Source organism: Pseudoalteromonas sp. KS88, from assembly GCF_004766475.1.
In the GTDB taxonomy this organism is placed as follows: Bacteria; Pseudomonadota; Gammaproteobacteria; order Enterobacterales; family Alteromonadaceae; genus Pseudoalteromonas.
Genome location: NZ_PYHV01000018.1, coordinates 69,734 through 92,685 on the forward strand (window position 1 = coordinate 69,734; position 22,952 = coordinate 92,685).

Here is a 22,952-nt window from a genome sequence, read left to right on the forward strand (position 1 = left end):
CAGAAAAGGTTTTAAACTTTAGTCTAAAACAATTCTAGCTTGAACAAGCCAATATTGAGTTAACATTTTCATTGATTCAACTAAATCAAAATAACTTGATGGTTTGGTCATGAATGCATTCGTGCCTAAGCTATAGCATTGTTTAATATCAATTTCTGAATCTGAGGTAGTAAAAATAATAATCGGAATATGACGGTAACGCTCCGATTTTTTTAGTTCAACTAATGCTTCTTTCCCACCCTTTCTTGGCATGTTTAAATCTAATAGGATAAGACTTGGTAAAATTTTATTTTTATCAAGTGCTTCAATTAATTGCATGCCGTCATCTACAAATTGGATTTTACTTTCGTCGACGTTGTTTTCAACAAGGGCATCGCGTATGAGCTCTTGATCATCAAGATCATCATCAGCAACTAAAATAAAGCTCACAGAGCGTAATTTTTTAGTAAATAATTTGTCGTTAAACATTGGAAACCCCTGAGTTTATGGAATGTGGCTTATCTTTGTTATTTAGCTACTTTTTCATTAAAAACAACAATTAAGTAATTTTTTACTCAAGTAGTATATACTTCAGCTAAGCAGGTGTTATATTAACTTGCTTATACCCATAACACAAACATAAGTTTATTAATAACGCGATGATATTAGATAATAGTAGTACAAATAGAGTGACAGCTCTACGCGAAAAGTTGAACCTATCGCAACAAGAGTTTGCAGATAAGATAGGCATAACTCAAGGGGCTTTATCGCAATTAGAATCGGGGAAGTCGACCTTATCTCTCAGTACTATTACTAAAATAAGCAAAGAGTTTAATGTTGACTGCAATTGGCTTATTTTGGGAATAGAGGGGTATGATGATTCGCATTTTCAGAATTATCAAAAGGTCCTAGAGTCTTCATTTATTCCACTTGTAAAGGAAGAGGCGCATGCAGGTTACATAGACCAATGCAGCGATGAAGGCTATATAAATACCTTAGATGTCTATAAAATTCCAGGATTTGAAAATGGTAACTATCGACTCTTTGAAGTAGAAGGCGACAGCATGTTGCCTACTATTCGCCCCAGAGAAACGGTTATCACTGAGCAAGTTAAAGACATTATACAGTTAGAAAACGGTTCTGTTTGCGTTGTTGTCACTAAGGATGGCATTGTCGCTAAGCGCCTTTTTCGCCATGAAACAACACCTGTCAGTTACTTATTCAAAAGTGATAACCCGGAATACAAAACTTACACTATCCACGCAGATGATATTTTAGAGGTTTGGCACGTGAAGGCAAAAATAAGCTCTATAACTGATCAGGAATCTTATATTCAAAATCAGCGTTTTCAGTCTATTGAAGATGAAATTAGACAATTAAAAGAGCATATTAATAGAGTTTTACCGCCACAAACGTAGCGGTAAAATACTAAAGCTGATTTAACTCCACTTCTCTTAGCGGCAACGTAACGTAAAATTGCGCGCCTTCATTAATGCTTGATTGTGCTGTAATGGATCCATAGTGGCGTTCGATTATTTTCTTACAAATTGCTAAGCCTAATCCTGTTCCTTCGTAGGCATGTTTAGAGTGAACACGTTCAAAGAGGTTAAATATTCTGTCTTTAAACTCACTGTTAAAACCAATTCCATTATCAATAACAGCAACGACTATATGTTCATCCGATCGTTCAATTAACTTAATTTCTATAACTGGTGGTTGATTTAAGTGACTGAATTTAAGTGCATTGAGAATTAAATTTTGAAATAAGCGTTGGATTTGCCGCTTATCGCCATAGATTTCACCGATGTCGTCTATGTGAAACTTGGCTGACTTATCAGCTATAATTAGCTCCAAATCATCAAGAATTTCGTCAAAAATATCTTGTGCTAAAAAGCGACGGAAATCTTCACCTTTTCGATTAATCCTAGAAAAGCTCAGTACCCCTTTGATGAGTTTTTGCATTCTTTCAGCAGAATCCATCATGCGTGAGATATACGAAGCGTTTTTTTCTCCAATCGGTTCTTTAGAGTTTTGCAGGCGATCGCCAAACATTTGTATTTTACGTAAAGGCTCCTGTAAATCATGAGATGCAACAAAAGCAAAACGTTCTAACTCTTTGTTAGACTCTTCAGCTGTTCTAAGTGCAATTTCAAGGTCAAGTTCGGCTTGTTGTCGGGTAAGTATTTCCGCTTTTAAAGCGACGGTTCGCTCATTAACTTTAGTTTCTAATACGTTATTTAGCTTTTTAAGTCGCTCTGATTTTTCAATTACATGATTAATCAAATGATTGCGAAACTTTAAGGCGCAAGATATTTCGTTGGCTTGCCAAGGAGTACACTTATTACGAACATTTTCTTGCCATAAACGAAATGAGCTGCGAGGCATCAGGCGATGGCTACCATCATCAAGAAACTCAATTATTTTTTCGGGCTTTCCGCCCCAATTTTTTGTTTCAATAACCTCTTTACGAAACCACATAATAAATAGGTTTTCATTGGTAGAAATAGGCATAGCGAGTACGCCGCTTGCTAACTTAGCAAACTTTCCAAATTCAGCCTGTTCATTAGATAAATGATGATTATGATAAAGTAGCTCATCTTCTAAATGATGCTCTTTTATCCATTCAAACAAATTATCAATATCTTCATTTTTAGGCACACTACCAAAATGTTCAATATCTTTTTCCAGCCGCCATGCAACACCATCAGCATGTAGCATGCTAAGTAAGGCTGGGGCTTGTTTGCGTAAACCATCAATGAAAAAGACCTCTTCAGACATATGCTCTGCTATTTCTGCACTGATTGAGGTGGCATTGGCTTCTTGAATTGCTTCAGCTGATTGCGTTTTGAGCGAGATAATATAAGAGAGCATCAGCCCCATATATTGTGCAACTTGGCGTGCTTCAAAGGGAACAACATGGCTCGAGTAATGGTGGCAAGCAATCAATCCCCATAATTTATCGGCAATAATAATGCTGATGGACATTGATGCTTTAACTCCCATATTGCGCAAGTATTGGCAATGGATAGGAGACACACTTCTTATTGTACAAGAGCTTAAATCTACCGGTTTATCTTGTGGGTAGATAGGCGATACCTCTGCATTTACATCAGCAAGTAACCTGATCGGGTTACGTAAATATAAAGCGCGCGCTTGCTTTGGAATATCTGACTCAGGAAAATGTTGGTGAAGGAATGAGTTTAACTCATCTTTTTTGGCTTCAGCCACGACTTGACCATTATATTCATGGTCAAATTGATAGAGCATAACGCGATCAAAGCCGGTTAAGTTACGAACCTCTTTTACTGCGGTGTCGTATGACGAGCTTAGCTCTTTTGAGTCAGTAATTAGATGAAGTGATTGCTTCATCAGGTAATTCATAGGGTCAAAACTTGAGTGGTCTTTCTTTTTGCTAAACTCAAGTTCAATGAGTAGATATTCATCGTTACGAGAAATAGCGCCTTTAAGCGAGGTGTCGGTCGGTTTTCCTTTTATCTCAATGGCAAGAGGGTTAATAGTATGAAAGTCTTGCTCAGCTTTGTTTCTCTGGATGATGCTGAATGTATTCGCCTCAAAAATATCACTTATATGTGAGCCTAATAAGCACTCTTTTTGCATATTTAAAAGTGGTAAAATGTTTTCGCTAAAATAGCATACCTTGAGAGTTTGAGGATCAACAACAAGCAAGTATCCATGGGGTTGAATAGAGCCAGGGATATGAATAGGTTCTTTGTGGCAATTATCTAACGAGACTTCAAACTTATTGTTCAATTTATATCTCCAAGTGATTGGGAGATTATGCTAAATGCCGCGTTCGCTCCCAACAAAATATCATCATCCGAATTGGTGTTGTGGTCATGATATTGTTTTAATGCATGTATATATTGAGCCCACTTTTCACCTCTAAGATCGCCATAGCTATAGAAAAAGCGGATCCCTTCAAGCTCATTTATCCAATTATGTTTTTTAAGCGCTCTAAATATGTGACCTCCACCCATGGTGGCGCCTTCCATTACATACATCATTCCGAATGCTTGTGATACGTTGCAGATTTTATTTAGATCAATACATTTGTTCGAATTAGCAGGTAGGGTTGGCCGAGATACTTGTAAATAAGCAATATCTTTATCTAACCAGTCAAGCTTACTGCGGCCAACAAGCAGTTGCTGTGTAGCTTTAAAGGATGATATGGCCTGTTCCATAATAGAATAGCTATTGCGCATCGCGATTAAAATATTTAAATACGTTTGTTGCGTCATATCCTTATCGAACAATATAGCTCCTAGCTGTTTTTCTACCTGAGAGTGAAGAGAGTTTGTACGATTTTTTAAAAAGGTATGGATGTTACTATGACTGCTATCTCTAATTATTTTTGTGGTGCCTGATACAGCTGAGTCCATTATTATCCTGAAAGTTTCTTAGTGGATGTGAGGTTTTTCGAACAGTATATACATAGGTACTAGTATGTTAAATAGAAATTTAAGACTAAAGTGCATGAGTAATCAGTAAGCGCTATTTTTTTAAAATCGACCCCGATAGCAAGTAAGTATCTATTTTTGGAAGTGAAGAAGCGATCAATCAAGGGCAAAAACCCAGCCGAAGCTGGGTTTTTATAAGCGAGGTGCTTAGGAGGTGATGTTTATCACATCATGCCGCCCATGCCACCCATGCCGCCCATGCCACCCATATCAGGGGCACCAGCTGGCTCATCTTTTGGAATTTCAGCAACCATGGCTTCAGTGGTGATCATAAGGCCCGCAATTGAACCTGCAAATTGTAGTGCAGAGCGCGTTACTTTAGTTGGATCTAAGATACCCATTTCAAGCATGTCGTTGTATTCGCCAGATGCTGCGTTGTAACCGTAGTTACCTTCGCCGCCTTTAACTGCGTTAATGACTACAGACGCTTCGTCACCTGCGTTAGTTACGATTTGACGAAGCGGCGCTTCCATAGCACGTAGTGCTACTTTGATACCGTGGCTTTGGTCTTCGTTGTCGCCTACAAGTGCAGCTAGTTTGCTAGCAGCACGTACTAGTGCAACACCACCACCAGGCACTACGCCTTCTTCAACCGCTGCGCGAGTTGCGTGTAGTGCATCTTCCACGCGGTCTTTTTTCTCTTTCATTTCGATTTCAGTTGCTGCGCCAACTTTGATTACTGCAACACCGCCGGCAAGTTTTGCCATACGCTCTTGTAGTTTCTCTTTGTCGTAGTCAGACGTTGCTTCTTCGATTTGTGCTTTGATTTGTGAAACACGACCGTTGATGCCATCTTCTTCGCCAGCACCGTCGATGATCGTTGTATCATCTTTAGTGATTACTACGCGCTTAGCTGTACCTAAGTCTTCGATTGTTGCTTTTTCAAGCTCAAGACCGATTTCTTCAGAGATAACAGTACCGCCAGTTAATACAGCGATGTCTTGTAGCATTGCTTTACGACGGTCGCCAAAACCAGGTGCTTTAACAGCTGATACTTTAACAATACCGCGCATGTTGTTTACTACGAGTGTTGCCAGTGCTTCACCTTCAAGGTCTTCAGCAATGATAAGTAGTGGTTTGCTTGCTTTAGCAACAGCTTCTAATGTAGGTAGTAACTCACGGATGTTCGATACTTTTTTGTCTACAAGTAGAATGAATGGGTTATCTAGTTCAACCGCGCCTTTTTCAGCGTTGTTGATGAAATATGGCGATAAGTAACCACGGTCAAACTGCATGCCTTCTACAACATCAAGTTCGTTCTCAAGTGATTGACCTTCTTCAACTGTGATAACACCAGTGTTGCGTCCTACTTTTTCCATCGCTTCTGCAATGATGTCGCCAATCTCTTTATCAGAGTTAGCTGAAATAGTACCTACTTGTGCAATCGCTTTAGTATCAGCACATGGTACTGAAAGTTCTTTAAGCTCTGCAACAGCAGCGATGATTGCTTTATCAATCCCGCGCTTAAGGTCCATTGGGTTCATGCCCGCAGCAACTGCTTTTAGGCCTTCATTTACAATAGATTGTGCTAAAACTGTAGCGGTAGTTGTACCGTCACCCGCTGCATCATTTGCTTTAGATGCAACTTCTTTCACCATTTGTGCGCCCATATTCTCAAACTTGTCTTCAAGCTCGATCTCTTTTGCCACTGATACACCATCTTTAGTGATCACTGGAGCGCCAAATGATTTGTCTAATACAACGTTACGACCTTTAGGGCCTAACGTTACACGAACTGCATTTGCTAAGATATTTACGCCAGCTAACATTTTACCGCGTGCGTCACCTGCAAAAAGTACTTCTTTTGCTGCCATGATTTTTTCCTCTAAATTCTTAAATGTTTGTTAAACGAAAAGTAGGTTTAGCCTACAATGCCTAAAATGTTGTCTTCACGCATGATCAGGTACTCTTGACCTTCGATCTTTTCAGCTTTTTCAACATACGAGCCGAATAACACAGTGTCACCGACTTTAACTTCTAATGCTCTCACATCACCGTTATCTAGAGTACGGCCATTACCAACAGCGACAACTTCTCCGCGCGTTGATTTCTCAGCAGCAGAGCCAGTTAATACAATACCGCCAGCAGACTTGGTTTCTTCTTCTAGACGCTTAACGATCACGCGATCATGTAAAGGACGAATGTTCATTTGTTTAGTTCTCCTAACAGTTTCTGAACAGGACAGAAAAAAGTTTTGTGTGTACTCGTGCAGCTAACTCAGTTGTATTTAACTGCATCGATTTAGTTGTACTCAGTAATGGGGGTAATGCGGAAAAATCCAAGAGAAAAAAATAAAAATTTTAATCTTTTCTCTCGTATTCACCATCAATTGTGGTTGGCTCACTCATTTTACGCGGTTCAGGCTCTTGTTGAGTCTGTTGCGTAAAAGGTGAAGGGCCTTGCTGCATTCCTGCACTCATGCGAACAGTTGCTTGGCTGGCAAGTCCTGCGGCTAGTTTGTTGCGAATCGATGGAGTGAGTAGTAAAAAGCCAAATACATCGGTCATAATGCCTGGGGTTAGTAATAAAACACCGGCAATGATCACACATAATCCAGTAAATAATTCTTTGGCGGGCATTTGCCCTTGGGCCATTTGTGTTTGCACATTTTGCAGTGCGCCCATGCCTTGCTGTCTAACTAGTTTTGCACCGCAAATAGCAGTTAAAATCACTAGTGCAATAGTGGCAAAGCCACCAATTACATCGGCTACTTGAATGAGTAACGCGATCTCAATAATTGGTACGAGAATAAATAACAAAAATAAAAATCTAAACATAAAGCTCTCTAAAGTGTGCTCACGTAACATCGTGATGAAATATAAATATGGGCTTACAGGTCTTTTTTCAATAGTAAACGTATAGCGTAAGTACATCGCTACACTTTGCTTTAGCTATCAGCTACTATGAGTTGGGCAGAATTAACAACTAAAGGTTCAATATGATGACAACTCATTTTCGACTAGTTTTTACCACATGTGAAAACGCTACTGAGGCGCGTGCTATGGCAGAGCAGTTGGTTAGCCTAAAATTAGCCGCGTGCGTTAGCATTTTACCCAATGTTGAGTCAGTTTATATGTGGGAAGGTGAAGTAACGCAGGCTACAGAATGCAAGCTGCTGATTAAAACTAAGTCTGAAAAAATGAATCAAGTTATCCAAACTATAAAGCAGTTACATAGTTATGAGATTCCTGAAATTCAGGTGGTTGATGTATCAACGGGCAATTTAGCCTATTTTAATTGGATGGATGAGGTACTTAATTAATGCGGTTTTTTGTTTTCTTGCTTTGTACGCTGTGGTTTGTGCCAGCACAGGCTGCGTCTAATAATTTATTGAATGATTTACTACAGCCTGCTGAGCAAACGTTTTTACCTGTAGATCAAGCCTTTAGTTTTGACTTTGATCAGCAAGGAAGTACTTTATTTATTGGCTGGGACATAGCCCCTGGTTATTACCTTTATAAAAAGAAGCTTGAGATCATTGCTAAAGATGCTGATATCAAGGTTCCAGAGCTAGGTGAAGGGGTGGTGATTGAAGATGAGTTCTTTGGTAAAACTGAGGTCTTCTTCGACTCATTTAGCGTGGTAAGTAAATTAAGCAATGTAGCGCAACAAGGTGTAGTGAAAGTACGCTATCAAGGCTGCGCCGAAGCAGGACTTTGCTACCCTCCTGAAATTATTACCATTCCACTGAGCGTTATTTCAGGTGAAAACCCGCCCTCAAGTAATAGCGCGACAGACACATCAAGCGCATTAGCTGCTCTTAATAGTGATCCATCAGCTGTAAATGAAACTGCTGCTGTACAACAAGATGACGTTGAAAAAGAACAAAACTTTACCGAAAAACTGGCATCACAAGGTTTGCTAACTAATTTAGCTATTTTCTTTTTAGTGGGTATTGGCTTAGCATTTACTCCTTGTGTATTTCCTATGTTTCCTATTTTGTCGAGCTTGATTGCTGGGCAACAAAACCTCTCCACAAAAAAAGCATTTTCACTATCGTTTGTGTACATTCAAGGCATGGCGGTGACTTATGCGGCATTGGGCTTAGTGGTGGCATCGTTAGGTGGGCAAGTGCAGGGCTACTTACAGCACCCCTATGTTTTGATCAGCTTTAGTTTATTATTTGTTTTATTAGCCATGTCGATGTTTGGGTGGTACGAAATAAAGTTACCAAGCTCTATGATGAATAAGCTCACTCAAGTGAGCAATAATCAAAAAGGCGGCAATTATATTGGTGTATTTTTGATGGGGGTTTTATCTGGCTTGATAGCATCACCTTGCACAACAGCACCATTATCAGCAGCTCTATTATTTGTTGCTCAAAGCGGCGATTACTTAGTTGGCGGTTTAACGCTTTATGTTTTAAGCCTTGGTATGGGCATACCATTATTGTTGTTAGGTACCTCAGGCGGAAAATTACTGCCTAAAGCAGGCGGTTGGATGGAGCAAGTTAAAACCCTATTTGGTTTTATTATGTTGGTTGTGCCGCTAATACTGTTAGAGCGTATTGTTGATTTTGACATCATACTATTAATGGCAGGTTTATTAGCACTGGCAACAGCGCTTTATTTACATCATTGGCAAAGTTCTCAAAACCAAGGCAAGCTCAAAACTGCACTGTGGTTTGCAGCAACCTTGTTAGTTATTGCGGGTGCCAGCTTGACTAAAAATTACATTTGGCCAACGCCAGTGGTGACAGCTCCTGCTGAACAGCAATCACAAAAGCGTGAATTTAAATTGGTTGCTGATTTAGCTGAACTGAAGCAAGCAATTAGTGATGCAAACGATGAAGGTCGTTTGGTAATGGTAGATTTGTATGCTGAATGGTGTGTTGCGTGTAAAGAGTTTGAAAAATACACCTTCCCTGAACAAAATGTGCAAGCCGAGTTTGCTCACTTTGAGTTATTAAAGATTGATCTCACTGAAAGCGATGAAACCACCATTGAAGTGATGGAAGAATATACGGTATTTGGTTTACCAAGTATCTTGTTCTTTAATACGCAAGGTGAAGAGCTTGCAGCGCAACGTGTGACAGGCTTTTTAGACGCAGACGACTTTACTGAACAGCTTATTAATGTGCGTGAGTATGCTAAATAACTACTTTTTGTACAATTTAATACAACGCCACTCTCTGTAGTGGCGTTTTTGTTTCTTGGGTATACCTAGTCATTAGACCAGTATTTTGCTGCTATTTACATCGAACTGGCTATAATAGGTGGTTAACGTGAGAAATACTTGTTATTTTATGTTTAACCCCAAGCTAATTAGTGGGTTTTATAGTAAAAATGGCTTAACTCATTATTTATAGGATTATCGCGTATTATGGCTGCAAAATTTAAGATTTTTGTTCTAAATGGCCCTAACTTAAATATGCTTGGTAAGCGTGAACCAGAGAAATATGGTTCACAAACACTGGGCGAAATTATGAGCGAACTAACAACCCTCGCCCATGGTCTAGATGTTGAGTTAACGCATTATCAAAGTAATAGTGAACAAGCTTTAATTGAGCATATACATAGTGCTTGGCAAGTTATTGATTGCATAATTATCAATCCAGCAGCATTTACGCACACAAGCGTAGCTTTACGTGATGCATTGCTAAGTGTTGATATCCCGTTTTATGAAGTGCACTTAACTAATGTGCATGCGCGGGAGGCGTTTCGTCATCATTCGTATTTTTCGGATGTAGCACAAGGCGTGGTATGTGGATTAGGTGCAATGGGTTATCGCGCAGCATTAGAAGCGGCGGTTAGTCGGTTGCAAAACGCAAATTAATTTTAAACACACAAACTAGAAGGCGGGTCGTTCATGGATATTCGCAAGATCAAAAAACTAATTGAACTAGTAGAAGAATCAGGTATTGCTGAATTAGAAATCACCGAAGGTGAAGAGTCAGTACGTATAAACCGTAACAATATGAGCGCAGGTCCAGCTTACGCTCCACAATATGCTCCTCAGTATGCACCAGCTCCAGCAGCGGCACCAGCACCTGCGGCTCCAGCAGTATCAACTGAAGCGGCAGCGCCAGCAGCACCAACCGGTCATCAAGTATTATCACCAATGGTTGGTTCTTTTTATGCAGCAGCATCACCAGAAGCACCTGCATATGTTGAAGTGGGTTCTAAAGTTAATGTGGGTGACACACTTTGTATCATCGAAGCAATGAAAATGATGAACCAAATTGAGTCAGACAAAGCCGGTACAGTAAAAGCTATTTTAGTTGAAAATGGTGAGCCAGTAGAATTTGATCAACCTTTATTCATCATTGAATAATAGTGCAACCTTAGAGGCCAACTCTCATGTTAGATAAAGTAGTCATTGCAAATCGAGGTGAAATAGCACTTCGTATATTGCGCGCCTGCAAAGAGCTTGGGATCAAAACGGTTGCTGTGCATTCAACGGCGGATCGCGATCTTAAGCACGTATTGTTAGCAGATGAAACAATCTGTATCGGTAGACCTTCAGCAACTGAAAGTTACTTAGACATTCCGCGTATTATTGCTGCGGCAGAAGTAACCGATGCGGTTGCGATTCACCCAGGTTATGGTTTCCTTGCTGAAAACGCTGATTTTGCAGACCAAGTTGAGCAAAGCGGTTTCGTATTTATTGGTCCTAAAGGCGATACTATTCGCCTAATGGGCGATAAAGTATCGGCAATCAATGCTATGCGTAAAGCGGGTGTGCCGTGTGTTCCAGGTTCTGACGGTCCAGTATCAGATGACAAAGAGCGCAACATGCAAATTGCTAAGCGTATCGGTTACCCGGTAATCATCAAAGCAGCTGGTGGTGGCGGTGGTCGTGGTATGCGAGTTGTACGTAACGAATCAGAGCTTATAGATTCAATCGCACTGACTCAGCAAGAAGCAAAGCAGTTCTTCGGTAATAGCATGGTTTACATGGAGAAATTCCTTGAAAACCCACGCCATATCGAGATTCAAGTACTTGCTGATGGTCAAGGTAACGCGGTTCACTTAGGTGAGCGTGACTGTTCAATGCAGCGTCGTCATCAAAAAGTAGTTGAAGAAGCGCCAGCGCCGGGTATCACTGCTGAAGTACGTAAATTCATTGGTGAACGCTGTACACGTGCGTGTATCGAGATTGGTTATCGTGGTGCAGGTACGTTTGAGTTCTTATATGAAAACGGCGAGTTCTATTTCATCGAAATGAATACCCGTATTCAGGTTGAGCACCCTGTAACTGAAATGGTTAGTGGCGTTGACTTAATTAAAGAGCAGTTAAAAATTGCTGCTGGTCAGCCGTTGTCTTTCACACAAGATGACGTGGTTATTCGTGGCCATGCTATTGAATGCCGTATCAATGCAGAAGACCCTGAAACGTTTATTCCTTCGCCGGGCAAAATTACCCGCTTCCATCCTGCGGGTGGCCTAGGTATTCGTTGGGATAGCCATATTTATGCAGACTATAAAGTACCACCACACTATGACTCAATGATTGGTAAGCTCATTACTTACGGTGAAAACCGTGATGTAGCTATTGCCCGTGCACGTAATGCATTAAATGAGTTGGTGATTGACGGTATTAAAACCAATACGCCACTGCATAAGAAAATCTTAGCAGATGAAAACTTCCAAAATGGTGGAACCAATATCCACTATCTTGAGAAGAAATTAGGTTTATAAGCATTTATAAAACTAATAATTTAAAAAACCGGCAACTTTGCCGGTTTTTTTAGCTCTAACGAACAGTGGCACTGTATTCGCGATACAAAAATAATCTGGTATGATTAATACAGTAATAACTTATTTGTTTTTCATGAGGTAATAATGGCCCTGAGTGTTGGTTTTCAACTTGCTGATGAAGCAGCAACGGTCGCAATGGGTAATAAGCTTGCAAGTTTAACTGAGCAAGGCGTGGTTATTTATTTACATGGTGATTTAGGCGCCGGAAAAACCACATTAACACGGGGTATAGTGCAAGGGTTCGGCCATCAAGGTAAGGTTAAGAGTCCAACCTATACATTAGTCGAGCCTTATGAATTAGCAAAAGCCAATGTGTACCACTTTGATTTATACCGCTTGGGTGACCCTGAAGAGCTAGAATATATGGGTATTCGTGATTATTTTTCAAATGATGCAATTTGTGTTGTTGAATGGCCTGAGAAAGGCGGGGAGTGTATACCTGTTCCTGACTTAGATATTACAATGCGCTATGTTGGTGAGGCCCGTGAAATTGAAGTTTGTAGCGTGAGCCAGCGCGGCAAAGCAGTAGTAGAGCAATTAACTCGAGATTAAAAAATAATAATTAAAGGTGTAGTGGATCAGATGGGTCGAGTAGTCATTAAATGGGTGTGTGCTTGTTTGTTATTTGCAATAAGCCAAGGGGTTTTTGCACAGAACACTATTAACAGTGTGCGTGTGTGGCCGTCTCCTGATAGCACTCGTGTTGTTTTTGATTTAACTGACAAACCAGACTTTAGCTACTTTATGCTGAAGAATCCTTTACGCCTCGTGGTTGACTTAGAACATACTAATAAAATTAAAAACCTGCCTAGCATTCCTAAAAAACATCAAATTGTTAGTAAACTGCGTTATTCCAAAGCTAAAAATAGTAAAGGTGTACGTTTTGTTTTTGAGCTAACCGGTTCAGTTAAACCGGTATTATTTGCTTTGGCTCCAACTGGGCCATATAAAAATCGTTTAGTGGTAGACCTTTACAACAAAGAACAGGCAAAACCCGTTGCGCAAAGTAGCAATACCGCAGTTAAGAAACGTGAATTAAGTAAACAACGGGACATTGTGATTGCTATTGATGCAGGCCACGGTGGTGAAGACCCTGGCTCCATAGGGCCATCAGGCACCTATGAGAAAACAATTACATTGCAAATTGCAAAACGTTTAGAGCGTATGATTGATGCCGAAAAAGGTATGATTTCTAGAATGGTACGCCGAGGTGATTACTTTGTTAATTTAAACACTCGAACTAATCGTGCGCGAGAGAAAAAAGCAGACTTTTTTGTATCAATTCATGCTGATGCATTTACTAGCCCTCAGCCCAGTGGTGCGTCTGTGTGGGTTTTATCATTGCGCCGTGCCAACTCTGAAATAGGTAAATGGCTTGAGGATAAAGAAAAACATTCGGAACTTCTTGGCGGTGCAGCAGGTGTAATAAAAAATACCGCCAGCGAGAAATACTTAGCACAAGCGTTGCTTGATATGTCGATGGATCATTCCATGAAAACGGGCTTTAGCGTTGCTGAAGAAGTGATGGATGAACTAAAAAAAGTAGCCAAAATGCACAAAAAGCGTCCGCAAGCGGCAAGCTTTGGGGTATTAAAGTCTCCAGATATCCCGTCAATACTGGTTGAAACTGGGTTTATTTCCAACCCACGTGAAGAGCGCTTGTTGAAAACAGCGGACTATCAAGAGCGGCTGGCGAGAGCAATCTTTACTTCATTGAAAAATTATTACCTTAAAAACCCACCCGATGATTCGTTGTTTGCATCATTAAAATCGCAACACCCGACCACACATAAAGTTCGTCCAGGAGAGTCATTAAGCTTACTTGCGAATCGCTATGGGGTGAGTGTGAATAAATTGAAACGCGCCAATAAACTCAAATCAAACACTTTATTTATCGGCCAAGAGCTCGATATCCCACAAAGCTAAAATCGTTAGGATGAGTATGAGTATTGAAATATTACCAGCGCGATTGGCTAACCAAATTGCAGCAGGTGAAGTGGTTGAAAGGCCAGCGTCTGTTGTTAAAGAGTTGGTTGAAAATAGCTTAGACGCAGGTGCAACGCGTATTCAAATTGATATTGAGCGTGGCGGCCACAAACTTATTCGAATTAGAGATAATGGTTCAGGCATTAATAAAGATGAGCTTACATTGGCGCTGTCTCGTCATGCTACGAGTAAACTAAAATCCCTGGATGATTTAGAAAATATTTGTTCATTGGGCTTTCGTGGTGAAGCTTTAGCATCAATTAGTTCAGTATCTCGGTTGACGTTAAGTTCGAAGACTAAAGCGCAAGAGGCAGCGTGGCAAGCTTGTGCTGAGGGTCGCGATATGGCAGTGCAAGTCAAACCGACCGCCCACCCTGACGGCACCACGATTGAAGTAAAAGACTTATTTTTTAATACGCCAGCACGGCGTAAGTTTTTACGTACTGAAAAGACCGAGTTTAATCACATTGATGAGCTCATTAAGCGGATTGCCCTAAGCCGCTTTGATGTATCGATTACCTTAACGCATAACGCTAAAGTGGTACGCCAATATCGCGCCAAAACAGATCCTAACCAAGCAATTACCCGGGTCGCGCAAGTTGCTGGTAAAGCATTTGCTGAGCAAGGTTTGTATATTGAGTCCGGTGATACAGGTTTGCAGTTACACGGTTGGGTATTACCTGTGGGTTCAAGCAATACCACGCAATACACCTATGTAAATAATAGGATGATGCGTGACAAACTGATTTTGCATGCTATTCGCCAAGCATTTGAAGAAGTGGCAGGACAAGAAGAGTTACCCGGCTTTGTGATATATATTGATATTGATCCGCGCCAAGTTGATGTAAACGTGCACCCGGCAAAACATGAAGTACGCTTTCATCAGGGGCGCTTAGTGCATGACTTTATTCTACAAGCCGTAAAACAAGTCGTTGTGCCTTTGCAGGATGACTTTGTAGCACCGCAAATACTAGCGCAGGCGCAACCAAGTGAGCGCTTCTCAAGTGCGGCGTCAGTTGAGCAAGCTGACGTGTTTGATTACCCAAAAACGCCTTTGCAACCGAGTCAGCCTGTTAGCTATTCGGGTGGCTCATCCCGTGCAGGTGGCTCTGCTGCGAGTGGGCCTTCTGGGCAAAGAGAAAGTAAAGCGTCGCTTCATGATGTGAACGCATTTTACCAAGGGGTAAGTGAACAACATGCCGCACATTTTGATAGTGTAGCCACCTTAACAACACAACACACACCAGTCTTAGCGCCTGCACAGAGTATTAGTACAACCTCATTAATAGTACAACAAGATGGTAGTTGTGTTTTCACTGAGCAACAGCAACTTTATTGCTCTCATTTTAAATATGCTTTAGCTGATTACTGGCAGCAGCAAATTACAGAACAAGCAAGCCTTGAAGGTAAAGCACTACTGCTCCCTGTGCGCGTCAACATTAGTGTTGACGACCAAAAAGTATTAACCGAGCAGCAGTCATGGTTTAATTTACTAGGATTTGAGCTCAATATTGAAAAGCAATTTGTAATGGTGAAAAAGCTGCCTCATAGTTTGTATTTACTAGATGTAAGCCAAGCCATTGACGCTTTGCTGCTAATCAGCAAAAAACAACTCGATAACCTAACAGATTGGCTTAATTGGCAGCAGAGCAACGTGCCTGAACGCTATTTTTCAAGCCAAACATTTGCAGGCGAGTTACAACAAATGAAAAATAATCCGCAAACAATTCAACGTTTGCGCGAAAAAGCAGTTAAAATAGACCTACATCACTATTTAACACAGCTAGATTAGGGTTAACGCGTTGAGTAATTTACCGGTCATATTTTTAATGGGTCCAACAGCAGCAGGCAAAACTGCACTCGCTATTGAGCTTTGTCAGCATTTAAAAACCGAAATAATCAGCGTTGATTCAGCCTTAGTGTATAAAGATATGGATATCGGTACAGCCAAGCCAAACGCGCAAGAGTTAGCGCTAGCACCACATCATTTGATTGATATGATAGATCCTGCCCAAAGTTACTCTGTGGCCGATTTTCGTCGTGATGCGATTGAAAAAATTGACCAATTTCATAAACAGGGTAAAGTGCCTGTATTGGTTGGGGGGACAATGATGTATTTTAAAGCACTCATTGATGGTTTGTCGCCGTTGCCAGAGGCATGCCCTGTTATTAGAGCTGAACTTGAAGCACAAGCACAACAGCATGGCTGGCCTGCGCTTTATAAGGAGCTGGTTGCGGTAGACCCGCAAGCGGCAGAAAAAATGAGTGAAAACGATTCTCAGCGTATTAATCGTGCGTTAGAGGTTTATCGTTTAACAGGTAAAACAATGACTCAGCTGCAAAAACAAAAGCAGCCAAAGTTACCTTATACGTTTCATCAATTTGCTATTGCGCCTGATGATCGCGCTGATTTACATGAGCGTATAGAACAAAGGTTTAAAATAATGCTTGATGAGGGGTTTGAAAAAGAAGTTTCGTCCCTATATCAACGTAATGATTTGCACCCAAACTTACCCTCTATTCGTTGTGTAGGGTATAGACAAATGTGGGATTACATTGCTGGCGAGACAGACTATGATGACATGGTGTTTCGCGGTATTGCAGCCACTCGACAACTTGCTAAACGTCAGTTGACCTGGTTGAGAAGCTGGCCCGAGGTAACTTGGTTAACGACCGGTGATGAAGAAAACTTGCAACGTGTTGTAAGTTCGCTAAGCTAGTAGTAGTTGAATATTTTTTAGCTTTGTTAAATGAGTTCAGCCACTTAATTATAATAACACCTAGAACGAAGGATAATAACATGGCAAAAGGCCAATCGTTACAAGACCCATTTTTGAATGCGCTACGTCGTGAGCGTATTCCAGTATCAATCTTTTTGGTTAATGGCATCAAACTACAAGGTAAGATTCAGTCGTTTGACCAATTTGTAATTTTACTTGAAAACACAGTAAATCAAATGGTGTATAAACACGCCATTTCAACAGTAGTCCCTGCTCGCGCAGTAAACTTCCAAGGTGTTCAAGGAAGTGAAGAAGGTGATGAGCAGCCAGAACCTGGAAATTTTTAAATTAGGAGCGTAATGCTTGTTTGACCGTTATAAAGCCGGCGAACAGGCAGTCTTAGTTCATATTGACTTTCCTCAAGAAGGAGATCGCGAAGATCTTCATGAACTGGAAATGTTAGTATCTTCTGCTGGTGTTAGCAGTTTGGCGGTTGTGCAAGGCAGCCGTCAATCACCACATCCGAAACTATTCGTCGGTAGCGGTAAAGCAGAAGAAATTGCTGAGATTGTCAAAATCCACAATGCAGATGTCGTCATATTCAATCATCAACTCAGACCCTCTCAAGAGCGTAATTTAGAGCTTGTTTGTCAATGTCGAGTGCTTGATAGAACGACCCTGATACTTGATATCTTTGCTCAGCGAGCGCGTACCCATGAAGGTAAGTTGCAAGTTGAGTTAGCACAGTTGCGTCACATGTCGACTCGTTTAATACGAGGCTGGACCCACCTTGAGCGCCAAAAAGGCGGTATTGGTCTACGTGGGCCAGGTGAGACACAGCTCGAAACCGATAGACGTTTATTACGCGCGCGTATTCAAAGTATCCGTGCACGCTTAGATAAAGTAGCAGTGCAACGTGAGCAAGGACGCAGAGCAAGAAACCGTAATGAAATTCCAACAGTCTCTTTAGTTGGTTATACTAATGCGGGTAAATCTACTTTATTCAATCGCATTACCAACTCAGATGTTTATGCAGCGGATCAGCTGTTTGCAACCCTAGACCCAACATTACGTAAACTTGAAATAGGCGATGTAGGTTCAGTCATTCTTGCCGATACGGTTGGTTTTATTCGTCATTTACCTCATGACTTAGTTGCTGCTTTCAAAGCGACGCTGACGGAAACCCGTGAAGCTGACTTACAGTTGCATGTTGTGGATGTGGCTGATGCACGTCGCAAAGAAAATATAGAGCAGGTACAATCGGTTTTAAAAGAAATTGAGGCAGATGAAGTGCCGCAATTACTCGTTTATAATAAAATTGATGCACTGGAAGATGTTGCTCCACGAATTGATCGTGATGACGAAGGCATGCCTATAAGAGTATGGTTGTCTGCACAAAGTGGTCTTGGTTGTGAGTTGCTTTCAGAGGCGATAAGCGAACTGCTTGCTAAGAAAATGTTCGCGCATACACTCAAACTTGCACCGCAATATGGGCGCTTACGCGCTTCATTGTTTAGTTTAAACGCTGTGCATGAAGAAGATTTTGATGAACACGGGCAGTGGTTGTTGACCACACGTATGCCAATGGTTGAATGGAACAAATTAAAGAAAGAGTTTGGCCCAGAAATCGATTCATTTATTTTATAGATGTAAAAATTTACTGCATGCTGTCGTTTTTAGTATGAGAACGGCAGTATATTTGGTAGATTTAACACAATTACCTAAATTATTTAGATAACAATGGAGTATAGCTATGGCCTGGAATGAACCGGGTAATAATGGCAATGACAAAGATCCGTGGAACAAAAAAGGCGGACGTGATCAAGGCCCACCTGATTTAGACGAGGTGTTCCGTAAATTCAGCAATAAGTTTGGTGGCATTTTTGGCGGTAATAAATCCGGTAAAGATGGCGGCGGGCTTGGTGGCGCGGGTTTATCATTCGTGCTTATTATTGCAGCAATTGTATGGGCATTGAGTGGTATTTACACTGTTAAAGAAGCTGAGCGTGGTATCGTTTTACAATTTGGTCAATACGACCGAATTGCACAACCAGGTCTTCGTTGGAAAATGACGTTTATTGAAACGGTTATACCAGTGGACATTGAGGCTGTTCGTTCGTTATCAACATCAGGTTTCATGCTAACTGAAGACGAAAACGTAGTAAGCGTTGAGTTTCAAGTTCAGTACCGTGTCATTGACCCTTACCTTTACAAGTTCAGTGTCACAAATGCTGACTCTAGCTTAGAAGAGGCACTAGAAAGCGCGCTACGTTATGTTGTTGGTCATTCTAAAATGGATCAAGTTTTAACAAATGGCCGTGAAATTGTGCGTCAACAAACGTGGGATGAACTTAATCAAATCATTGAACCTTACAACTTAGGTTTAATCGTTACCGATGTGAACTTTAAAGATTCACGCCCACCTGCTGAAGTAAAAGACGCTTTCGATGATGCTATTGCAGCACAAGAAGATGAGCAGCGTTTTATTCGTGAAGCTGAAGCTTATGCTCGTGAAATTGAACCGCGTGCACGTGGTCAAGTTACGCGTATGACCCAAGAAGCAGAAGGTTATGGCGAACGTATCATTTTAGAAGCACAAGGTGAAGTTGCTCGTTTTGAGAAGCTATTACCAGAGTATCAAGCTGCTAAAAGAGTAACACGTGAACGTTTATACATTGATACTATGCAAGAAGTGCTAGGCAATAGCTCTAAGGTGTTAGTTGACGTGAAAGGTGGTAATAACATGATGTATTTACCGCTTGATAAAATCATGGAAAAACAAGGCACAGCTACTCGTGTAGCGTTACCGAGTTCTAGTGATATAAATGATTTACGTAATAAAATAAATACATCACGCAATAGCACCGTGAACTCAGGTTCAGACCGCTTTAGCGCAGATCGCTTTAACGACGGGAGATAAGCGTAATGAAAAACTTTAGTTTAGTTCTATTATTAGCTGCCGTTGTTTTGTCATTTTCGTCGGTATTTGTAGTACCTGAAGGGCAAAAAGCAATTGTGATGCTATTTAGTAAAGTACAAAAAGACAGTGACGATAAAGCCATTGTCTACAGCCCTGGCTTACAGTTCAAGGTACCTTTTTTCAGTCAAGTACGCCGTATGGATGCGCGTATTCAGACACTAGATGGTGCACCTGACCGTTTTGTAACCAGTGAGAAAAAAGACTTAATCGTTGATTCGTTTGTAAAATGGCGAGTAAACGACTTTAGCGCTTTTTACTTACGTGCACGTGGTGATAAGCAATATGCTGAAACACTACTTAAGCAAAAAGTAAATAACGGCCTACGTACTAACTTTGGTTCACGTACAATTCGTGAAATTGTATCTGGTGAGCGTAGTGAGTTGATGGAAGAAGCATTAGTGCAAGCCTCTGAAAGTGCAAAAGAGCTGGGTATTGAAGTGCTTGATGTGCGTGTTAAGCAAATCAACTTACCACAAGAAGTAAGTAGCTCGATTTTCCAACGTATGCGTGCTGAGCGTACTGCTGTGGCAAAAGAGCATCGTTCTGAAGGTCAGGAAAAAGCAGAAACAATTCGTGCAGAAGTTGATCGTCGTGTAACAGTAATGCTTGCTGATGCAGAGCGAAATGCGCGTGCAGTGCGTGGTGCTGGTGATGCGCAAGCAGCGGCTATTTACGCAAATGCTTATAACAAAGATGCTGAATTCTTTAGCTTCGTTCGTTCATTAGAAGCCTATAAGCAAACGTTTAAAGATAAGCAAGATGTGATGGTATTATCACCTGATAGCGATTTCTTTAAATACATGAAGGGCGCTACAGCGCAGTAATTTTTTCCTTCATAACTAGACCAAATCCAAACCCTGTGTATGCAGGGTTTTTCTTTTAGTAAAACGAATTTTTATGAATAACTTAATGTTATTCAACCAGTTAATTTTTATTGTAGGTATTGCTTTTGCCTCTCGCAGAAAAAATAACCTAAACGGGGTGATCTTTGCCCTCATTTTCTGGTAAAATCTCGTCCTAATTTTTTCTAAGTGAATTTACAATGGGCAAAAACGTTGTTGTATTAGGCACCCAATGGGGTGACGAAGGTAAGGGTAAGGTAGTTGACCTCCTTACAGACAAAGCATCTTTAGTAGTTCGTTACCAAGGTGGCCACAATGCAGGGCATACTTTAGTAATCGACGGTGAAAAGACAGTTTTACACCTTATTCCATCGGGTGTATTACGTGACAATGTTAAGTGTGTGATTGGTAATGGTGTTGTAGTTTCACCAGAAGCGCTAATGAAAGAGATTGGCATGCTTGAAGAACGTGGCGTACCAGTACGCGAACGTTTATTGATCAGTGAAGCATGTCCGCTAATTTTGCCTTTCCACATCGCATTAGATGTAGCCCGTGAAAAAGCACGTGGTAATAAAGCTATCGGTACTACAGGTCGTGGTATTGGTCCAGCTTACGAAGATAAAGTAGCCCGTCGTGGTTTACGCATCGGTGATTTATTCAACCCTGAATTATTTGCTGCAAAACTTAAAGAAGTATTGGAATACCATAACTTCACACTAGTGAACTACTACAAAGTAGATGCAGTTGATTTCCAACAGACTTTTGATGATGCAATGGCTGTTGCTGATATCCTTAAAGCAATGGTTGTTGATGTTACTGAATTACTAGATCAAACTCGTCTTGCTGGCGAAAATATCTTGTTTGAAGGTGCTCAAGGCACGTTACTTGATATCGATCATGGTACTTACCCATACGTAACATCGTCTAATACGACTGCCGGTGGTGTTGCAACGGGTGCTGGTTTTGGTCCATTAAACCTTGATTACGTGTTAGGTATTATCAAAGCATACACAACGCGTGTAGGTTCTGGTCCTTTCCCTACAGAGCTTTACGATGGTGTTGAAAAACAAGACGAAATCGGTAAACACTTAGGTACAGTTGGCCATGAGTTTGGGGCAACAACGGGTCGCCTTCGTCGCACAGGTTGGTTAGATGCAGTGGCAATGCGCCGCGCGGTACAAATTAACTCAATCTCAGGTTTCTGCTTAACTAAACTAGACGTACTTGATGGTTTAGAAACGTTAAAAATCTGTACTGGTTACAAACTTGAAGATGGCACAGTTACTAACGTAACGCCACTTGCTGCTGAAGGTTACGAGAAAGTAACACCAGTATACGAAGAAATGCCAGGCTGGTCTGAAAACACAGTCGGCGCGACGTCTGTTGATCAGTTACCACAAGCAGCGCTTGATTACATCAAACGTATTGAAGAAATCACAGGCGTACCTGTTGATATTATTTCTACTGGCCCAGATCGTGTAGAAACTATGGTATTACGCAGCCCGTTTGCATAAATACTGTTAGTACTAAAAAAGCTGCCTAGTGCAGCTTTTTTTGTGTCTTTATTTCAATATGGAACGATCTTTGTATAAACTTTATTAAGATGGTTTTAAAATTAAAGTGGCCTAAATGCGTTTGTTATCTTGTTTATCATTAGTGTTGTTATCAATGCTGCCTGTTAGTTACGCCAAAGCAGATGAGCCTTTAACGGCTGTCCCTTTGTATACTGAAACAGAGCTGTTAGCGCTGATCAATAAAAATACCCATTTAGCTCGCGTAAAGGCAGATGATTGCCAGTTAGTGCAAGATATTGAAGCGAGAGCCAATAAAATGGCACTGCCGTCTTATCAGTTTTTATATGGCGATATGCTGGCATATGCTGTGTGTGTTGATCGCAATGTTGAACTAGGTGTTTATTATATGCGCCAAGCTGCAAATCAAGGTTTGGCAGCGGCATTGGAACAACTTGGCCGCTATTATGACGTTGGCCAACTAGTGCAAAAAGATAAAGCTATGGCAGTCACTTACCTACGTGAAGCCTCAGCGCAAGGTAATTTAAAAGCCCAATTAAGGTTAGTTAAACTATTTAACGATGGTTTTGGCAGCCCACGTGATTATGAAGATGCCTATAGATGGTTATTTCATGCCATGGTTGCTGACATGGCAACCCATAAAAAAATAGAACGTGCACTAAGCCAACTAGCGAAAAAAATGCCTGATAGTGTTATCGCTCGCGCTCGCTTACCGATGTAACTAGATTTAACTCT

At 41.0% G+C, this 22,952-nt stretch carries 22 protein-coding genes; 16 read left to right on the forward strand and 6 right to left on the reverse strand.

All coding sequences use genetic code 11. The features are described 5' to 3' along the window. Window positions 1–18 precede the first annotated feature (18 nt). Window positions 19–468, reverse strand: coding sequence for a response regulator (locus C7Y70_RS11505; protein ID WP_099295437.1), 450 nt, complete (start codon window positions 466–468; stop codon window positions 19–21). A gap of 200 nt (window positions 469–668) precedes the next feature. Here C7Y70_RS11505 and C7Y70_RS11510 point away from each other — a divergent pair, with 200 nt between their 5' ends. Continuing rightward, window positions 669–1,397, forward strand: coding sequence for a LexA family transcriptional regulator (locus C7Y70_RS11510; protein WP_167850812.1), 729 nt, complete (start codon window positions 669–671; stop codon window positions 1,395–1,397). Window positions 1,398–1,407: 10 nt separating this feature from the next. On the opposite strand, the gene C7Y70_RS11515 is transcribed toward C7Y70_RS11510, so the two are convergent. The 5 genes from C7Y70_RS11515 to C7Y70_RS11535 all read right to left on the reverse strand — a co-directional run bounded on the left by C7Y70_RS11515 (window position 1,408) and on the right by C7Y70_RS11535 (window position 7,234). Next, window positions 1,408–3,750 carry an ATP-binding protein gene (locus tag C7Y70_RS11515; RefSeq protein WP_135475028.1) on the reverse strand — a complete coding sequence of 781 codons (2,343 nt, stop codon included), beginning with the start codon at window positions 3,748–3,750 and terminating at the stop codon, window positions 1,408–1,410. Further along, a complete protein-coding gene (locus tag C7Y70_RS11520) occupies window positions 3,747–4,379 on the reverse strand; it encodes a biliverdin-producing heme oxygenase (RefSeq protein ID WP_135475029.1) in 633 nt (210 codons plus the stop codon). Before C7Y70_RS11520 ends, C7Y70_RS11515 begins: the two co-directional genes overlap by 4 nt. A 242-nt stretch (window positions 4,380–4,621) precedes the next feature. Next, the gene (gene groL / locus C7Y70_RS11525) at window positions 4,622–6,271 is read right to left on the reverse strand and encodes a chaperonin GroEL (protein ID WP_099295433.1); all 1,650 of its coding nucleotides are present in this window, start codon (window positions 6,269–6,271) and stop codon (window positions 4,622–4,624) included. Between the two features lie 47 nt (window positions 6,272–6,318). Then, a complete protein-coding gene (locus tag C7Y70_RS11530) occupies window positions 6,319–6,606 on the reverse strand; it encodes a co-chaperone GroES (RefSeq protein ID WP_016709118.1) in 288 nt (95 codons plus the stop codon). A 151-nt stretch (window positions 6,607–6,757) separates the two neighbouring features. Further along, on the reverse strand, window positions 6,758–7,234 hold the full coding sequence (locus C7Y70_RS11535) for an FxsA family protein (RefSeq protein ID WP_135475030.1): 477 nt from the start codon (window positions 7,232–7,234) through the stop codon (window positions 6,758–6,760). Between the two features lie 164 nt (window positions 7,235–7,398). Between C7Y70_RS11535 and cutA the strand changes: the two genes are divergently transcribed. The 15 genes from cutA (at window position 7,399) to C7Y70_RS11610 (ending at window position 22,938) form a co-directional block, all read left to right on the forward strand. After that, a complete protein-coding gene (gene cutA / locus C7Y70_RS11540) occupies window positions 7,399–7,719 on the forward strand; it encodes a divalent-cation tolerance protein CutA (RefSeq protein ID WP_099295432.1) in 321 nt (106 codons plus the stop codon). Further along, entirely contained in the window at window positions 7,719–9,554 is a 1,836-nt protein-coding gene (locus tag C7Y70_RS11545) for a protein-disulfide reductase DsbD (RefSeq protein ID WP_135475031.1), read from the forward strand. Before cutA ends, C7Y70_RS11545 begins: the two co-directional genes overlap by 1 nt. A gap of 225 nt (window positions 9,555–9,779) precedes the next feature. Continuing rightward, the gene (gene aroQ, locus C7Y70_RS11550; RefSeq protein WP_099295430.1) at window positions 9,780–10,232 is read left to right on the forward strand and encodes a type II 3-dehydroquinate dehydratase; all 453 of its coding nucleotides are present in this window, start codon (window positions 9,780–9,782) and stop codon (window positions 10,230–10,232) included. Window positions 10,233–10,265: 33 nt separating this feature from the next. Continuing rightward, window positions 10,266–10,730, forward strand: coding sequence for an acetyl-CoA carboxylase biotin carboxyl carrier protein (gene accB / locus C7Y70_RS11555; protein WP_135475032.1), 465 nt, complete (start codon window positions 10,266–10,268; stop codon window positions 10,728–10,730). A 26-nt stretch (window positions 10,731–10,756) separates the two neighbouring features. After that, window positions 10,757–12,097, forward strand: a complete 1,341-nt coding sequence (accC, locus tag C7Y70_RS11560; RefSeq protein ID WP_099295428.1) for an acetyl-CoA carboxylase biotin carboxylase subunit — start codon at window positions 10,757–10,759, stop codon at window positions 12,095–12,097. A 144-nt stretch (window positions 12,098–12,241) separates the two neighbouring features. After that, a complete protein-coding gene (tsaE, locus tag C7Y70_RS11565; RefSeq protein ID WP_135475033.1) occupies window positions 12,242–12,709 on the forward strand; it encodes a tRNA (adenosine(37)-N6)-threonylcarbamoyltransferase complex ATPase subunit type 1 TsaE in 468 nt (155 codons plus the stop codon). Between the two features lie 30 nt (window positions 12,710–12,739). Further along, the gene (locus C7Y70_RS11570; protein ID WP_099295426.1) at window positions 12,740–14,083 is read left to right on the forward strand and encodes an N-acetylmuramoyl-L-alanine amidase; all 1,344 of its coding nucleotides are present in this window, start codon (window positions 12,740–12,742) and stop codon (window positions 14,081–14,083) included. Window positions 14,084–14,099: 16 nt separating this feature from the next. Further along, complete coding sequence (gene mutL, locus C7Y70_RS11575; protein WP_135475034.1) at window positions 14,100–15,935, forward strand: DNA mismatch repair endonuclease MutL; 1,836 nt, start codon at window positions 14,100–14,102, stop codon at window positions 15,933–15,935. A gap of 10 nt (window positions 15,936–15,945) precedes the next feature. After that, on the forward strand, window positions 15,946–16,863 hold the full coding sequence (gene miaA / locus C7Y70_RS11580) for a tRNA (adenosine(37)-N6)-dimethylallyltransferase MiaA (RefSeq protein WP_099295424.1): 918 nt from the start codon (window positions 15,946–15,948) through the stop codon (window positions 16,861–16,863). A gap of 80 nt (window positions 16,864–16,943) precedes the next feature. After that, window positions 16,944–17,210, forward strand: a complete 267-nt coding sequence (hfq, locus tag C7Y70_RS11585) for an RNA chaperone Hfq (protein WP_058560837.1) — start codon at window positions 16,944–16,946, stop codon at window positions 17,208–17,210. Between the two features lie 16 nt (window positions 17,211–17,226). Continuing rightward, window positions 17,227–18,510, forward strand: coding sequence for a ribosome rescue GTPase HflX (gene hflX, locus C7Y70_RS11590; RefSeq protein WP_058560838.1), 1,284 nt, complete (start codon window positions 17,227–17,229; stop codon window positions 18,508–18,510). Window positions 18,511–18,616: 106 nt separating this feature from the next. Further along, window positions 18,617–19,783: an FtsH protease activity modulator HflK gene (gene hflK, locus C7Y70_RS11595; protein ID WP_099295423.1), complete on the forward strand. Its 1,167-nt coding sequence runs from the start codon at window positions 18,617–18,619 to the stop codon at window positions 19,781–19,783. Window positions 19,784–19,788: 5 nt separating this feature from the next. Next, on the forward strand, window positions 19,789–20,667 hold the full coding sequence (gene hflC, locus C7Y70_RS11600; protein ID WP_099295422.1) for a protease modulator HflC: 879 nt from the start codon (window positions 19,789–19,791) through the stop codon (window positions 20,665–20,667). 218 nt (window positions 20,668–20,885) lie between these two features. Continuing rightward, window positions 20,886–22,199 (forward strand): adenylosuccinate synthase, encoded by a 1,314-nt coding sequence (locus C7Y70_RS11605; RefSeq protein ID WP_099295421.1) that lies wholly within the window; start codon window positions 20,886–20,888, stop codon window positions 22,197–22,199. Between the two features lie 115 nt (window positions 22,200–22,314). Then, entirely contained in the window at window positions 22,315–22,938 is a 624-nt protein-coding gene (locus tag C7Y70_RS11610; protein ID WP_135475035.1) for a tetratricopeptide repeat protein, read from the forward strand. Window positions 22,939–22,952: the final 14 nt, after the last annotated feature.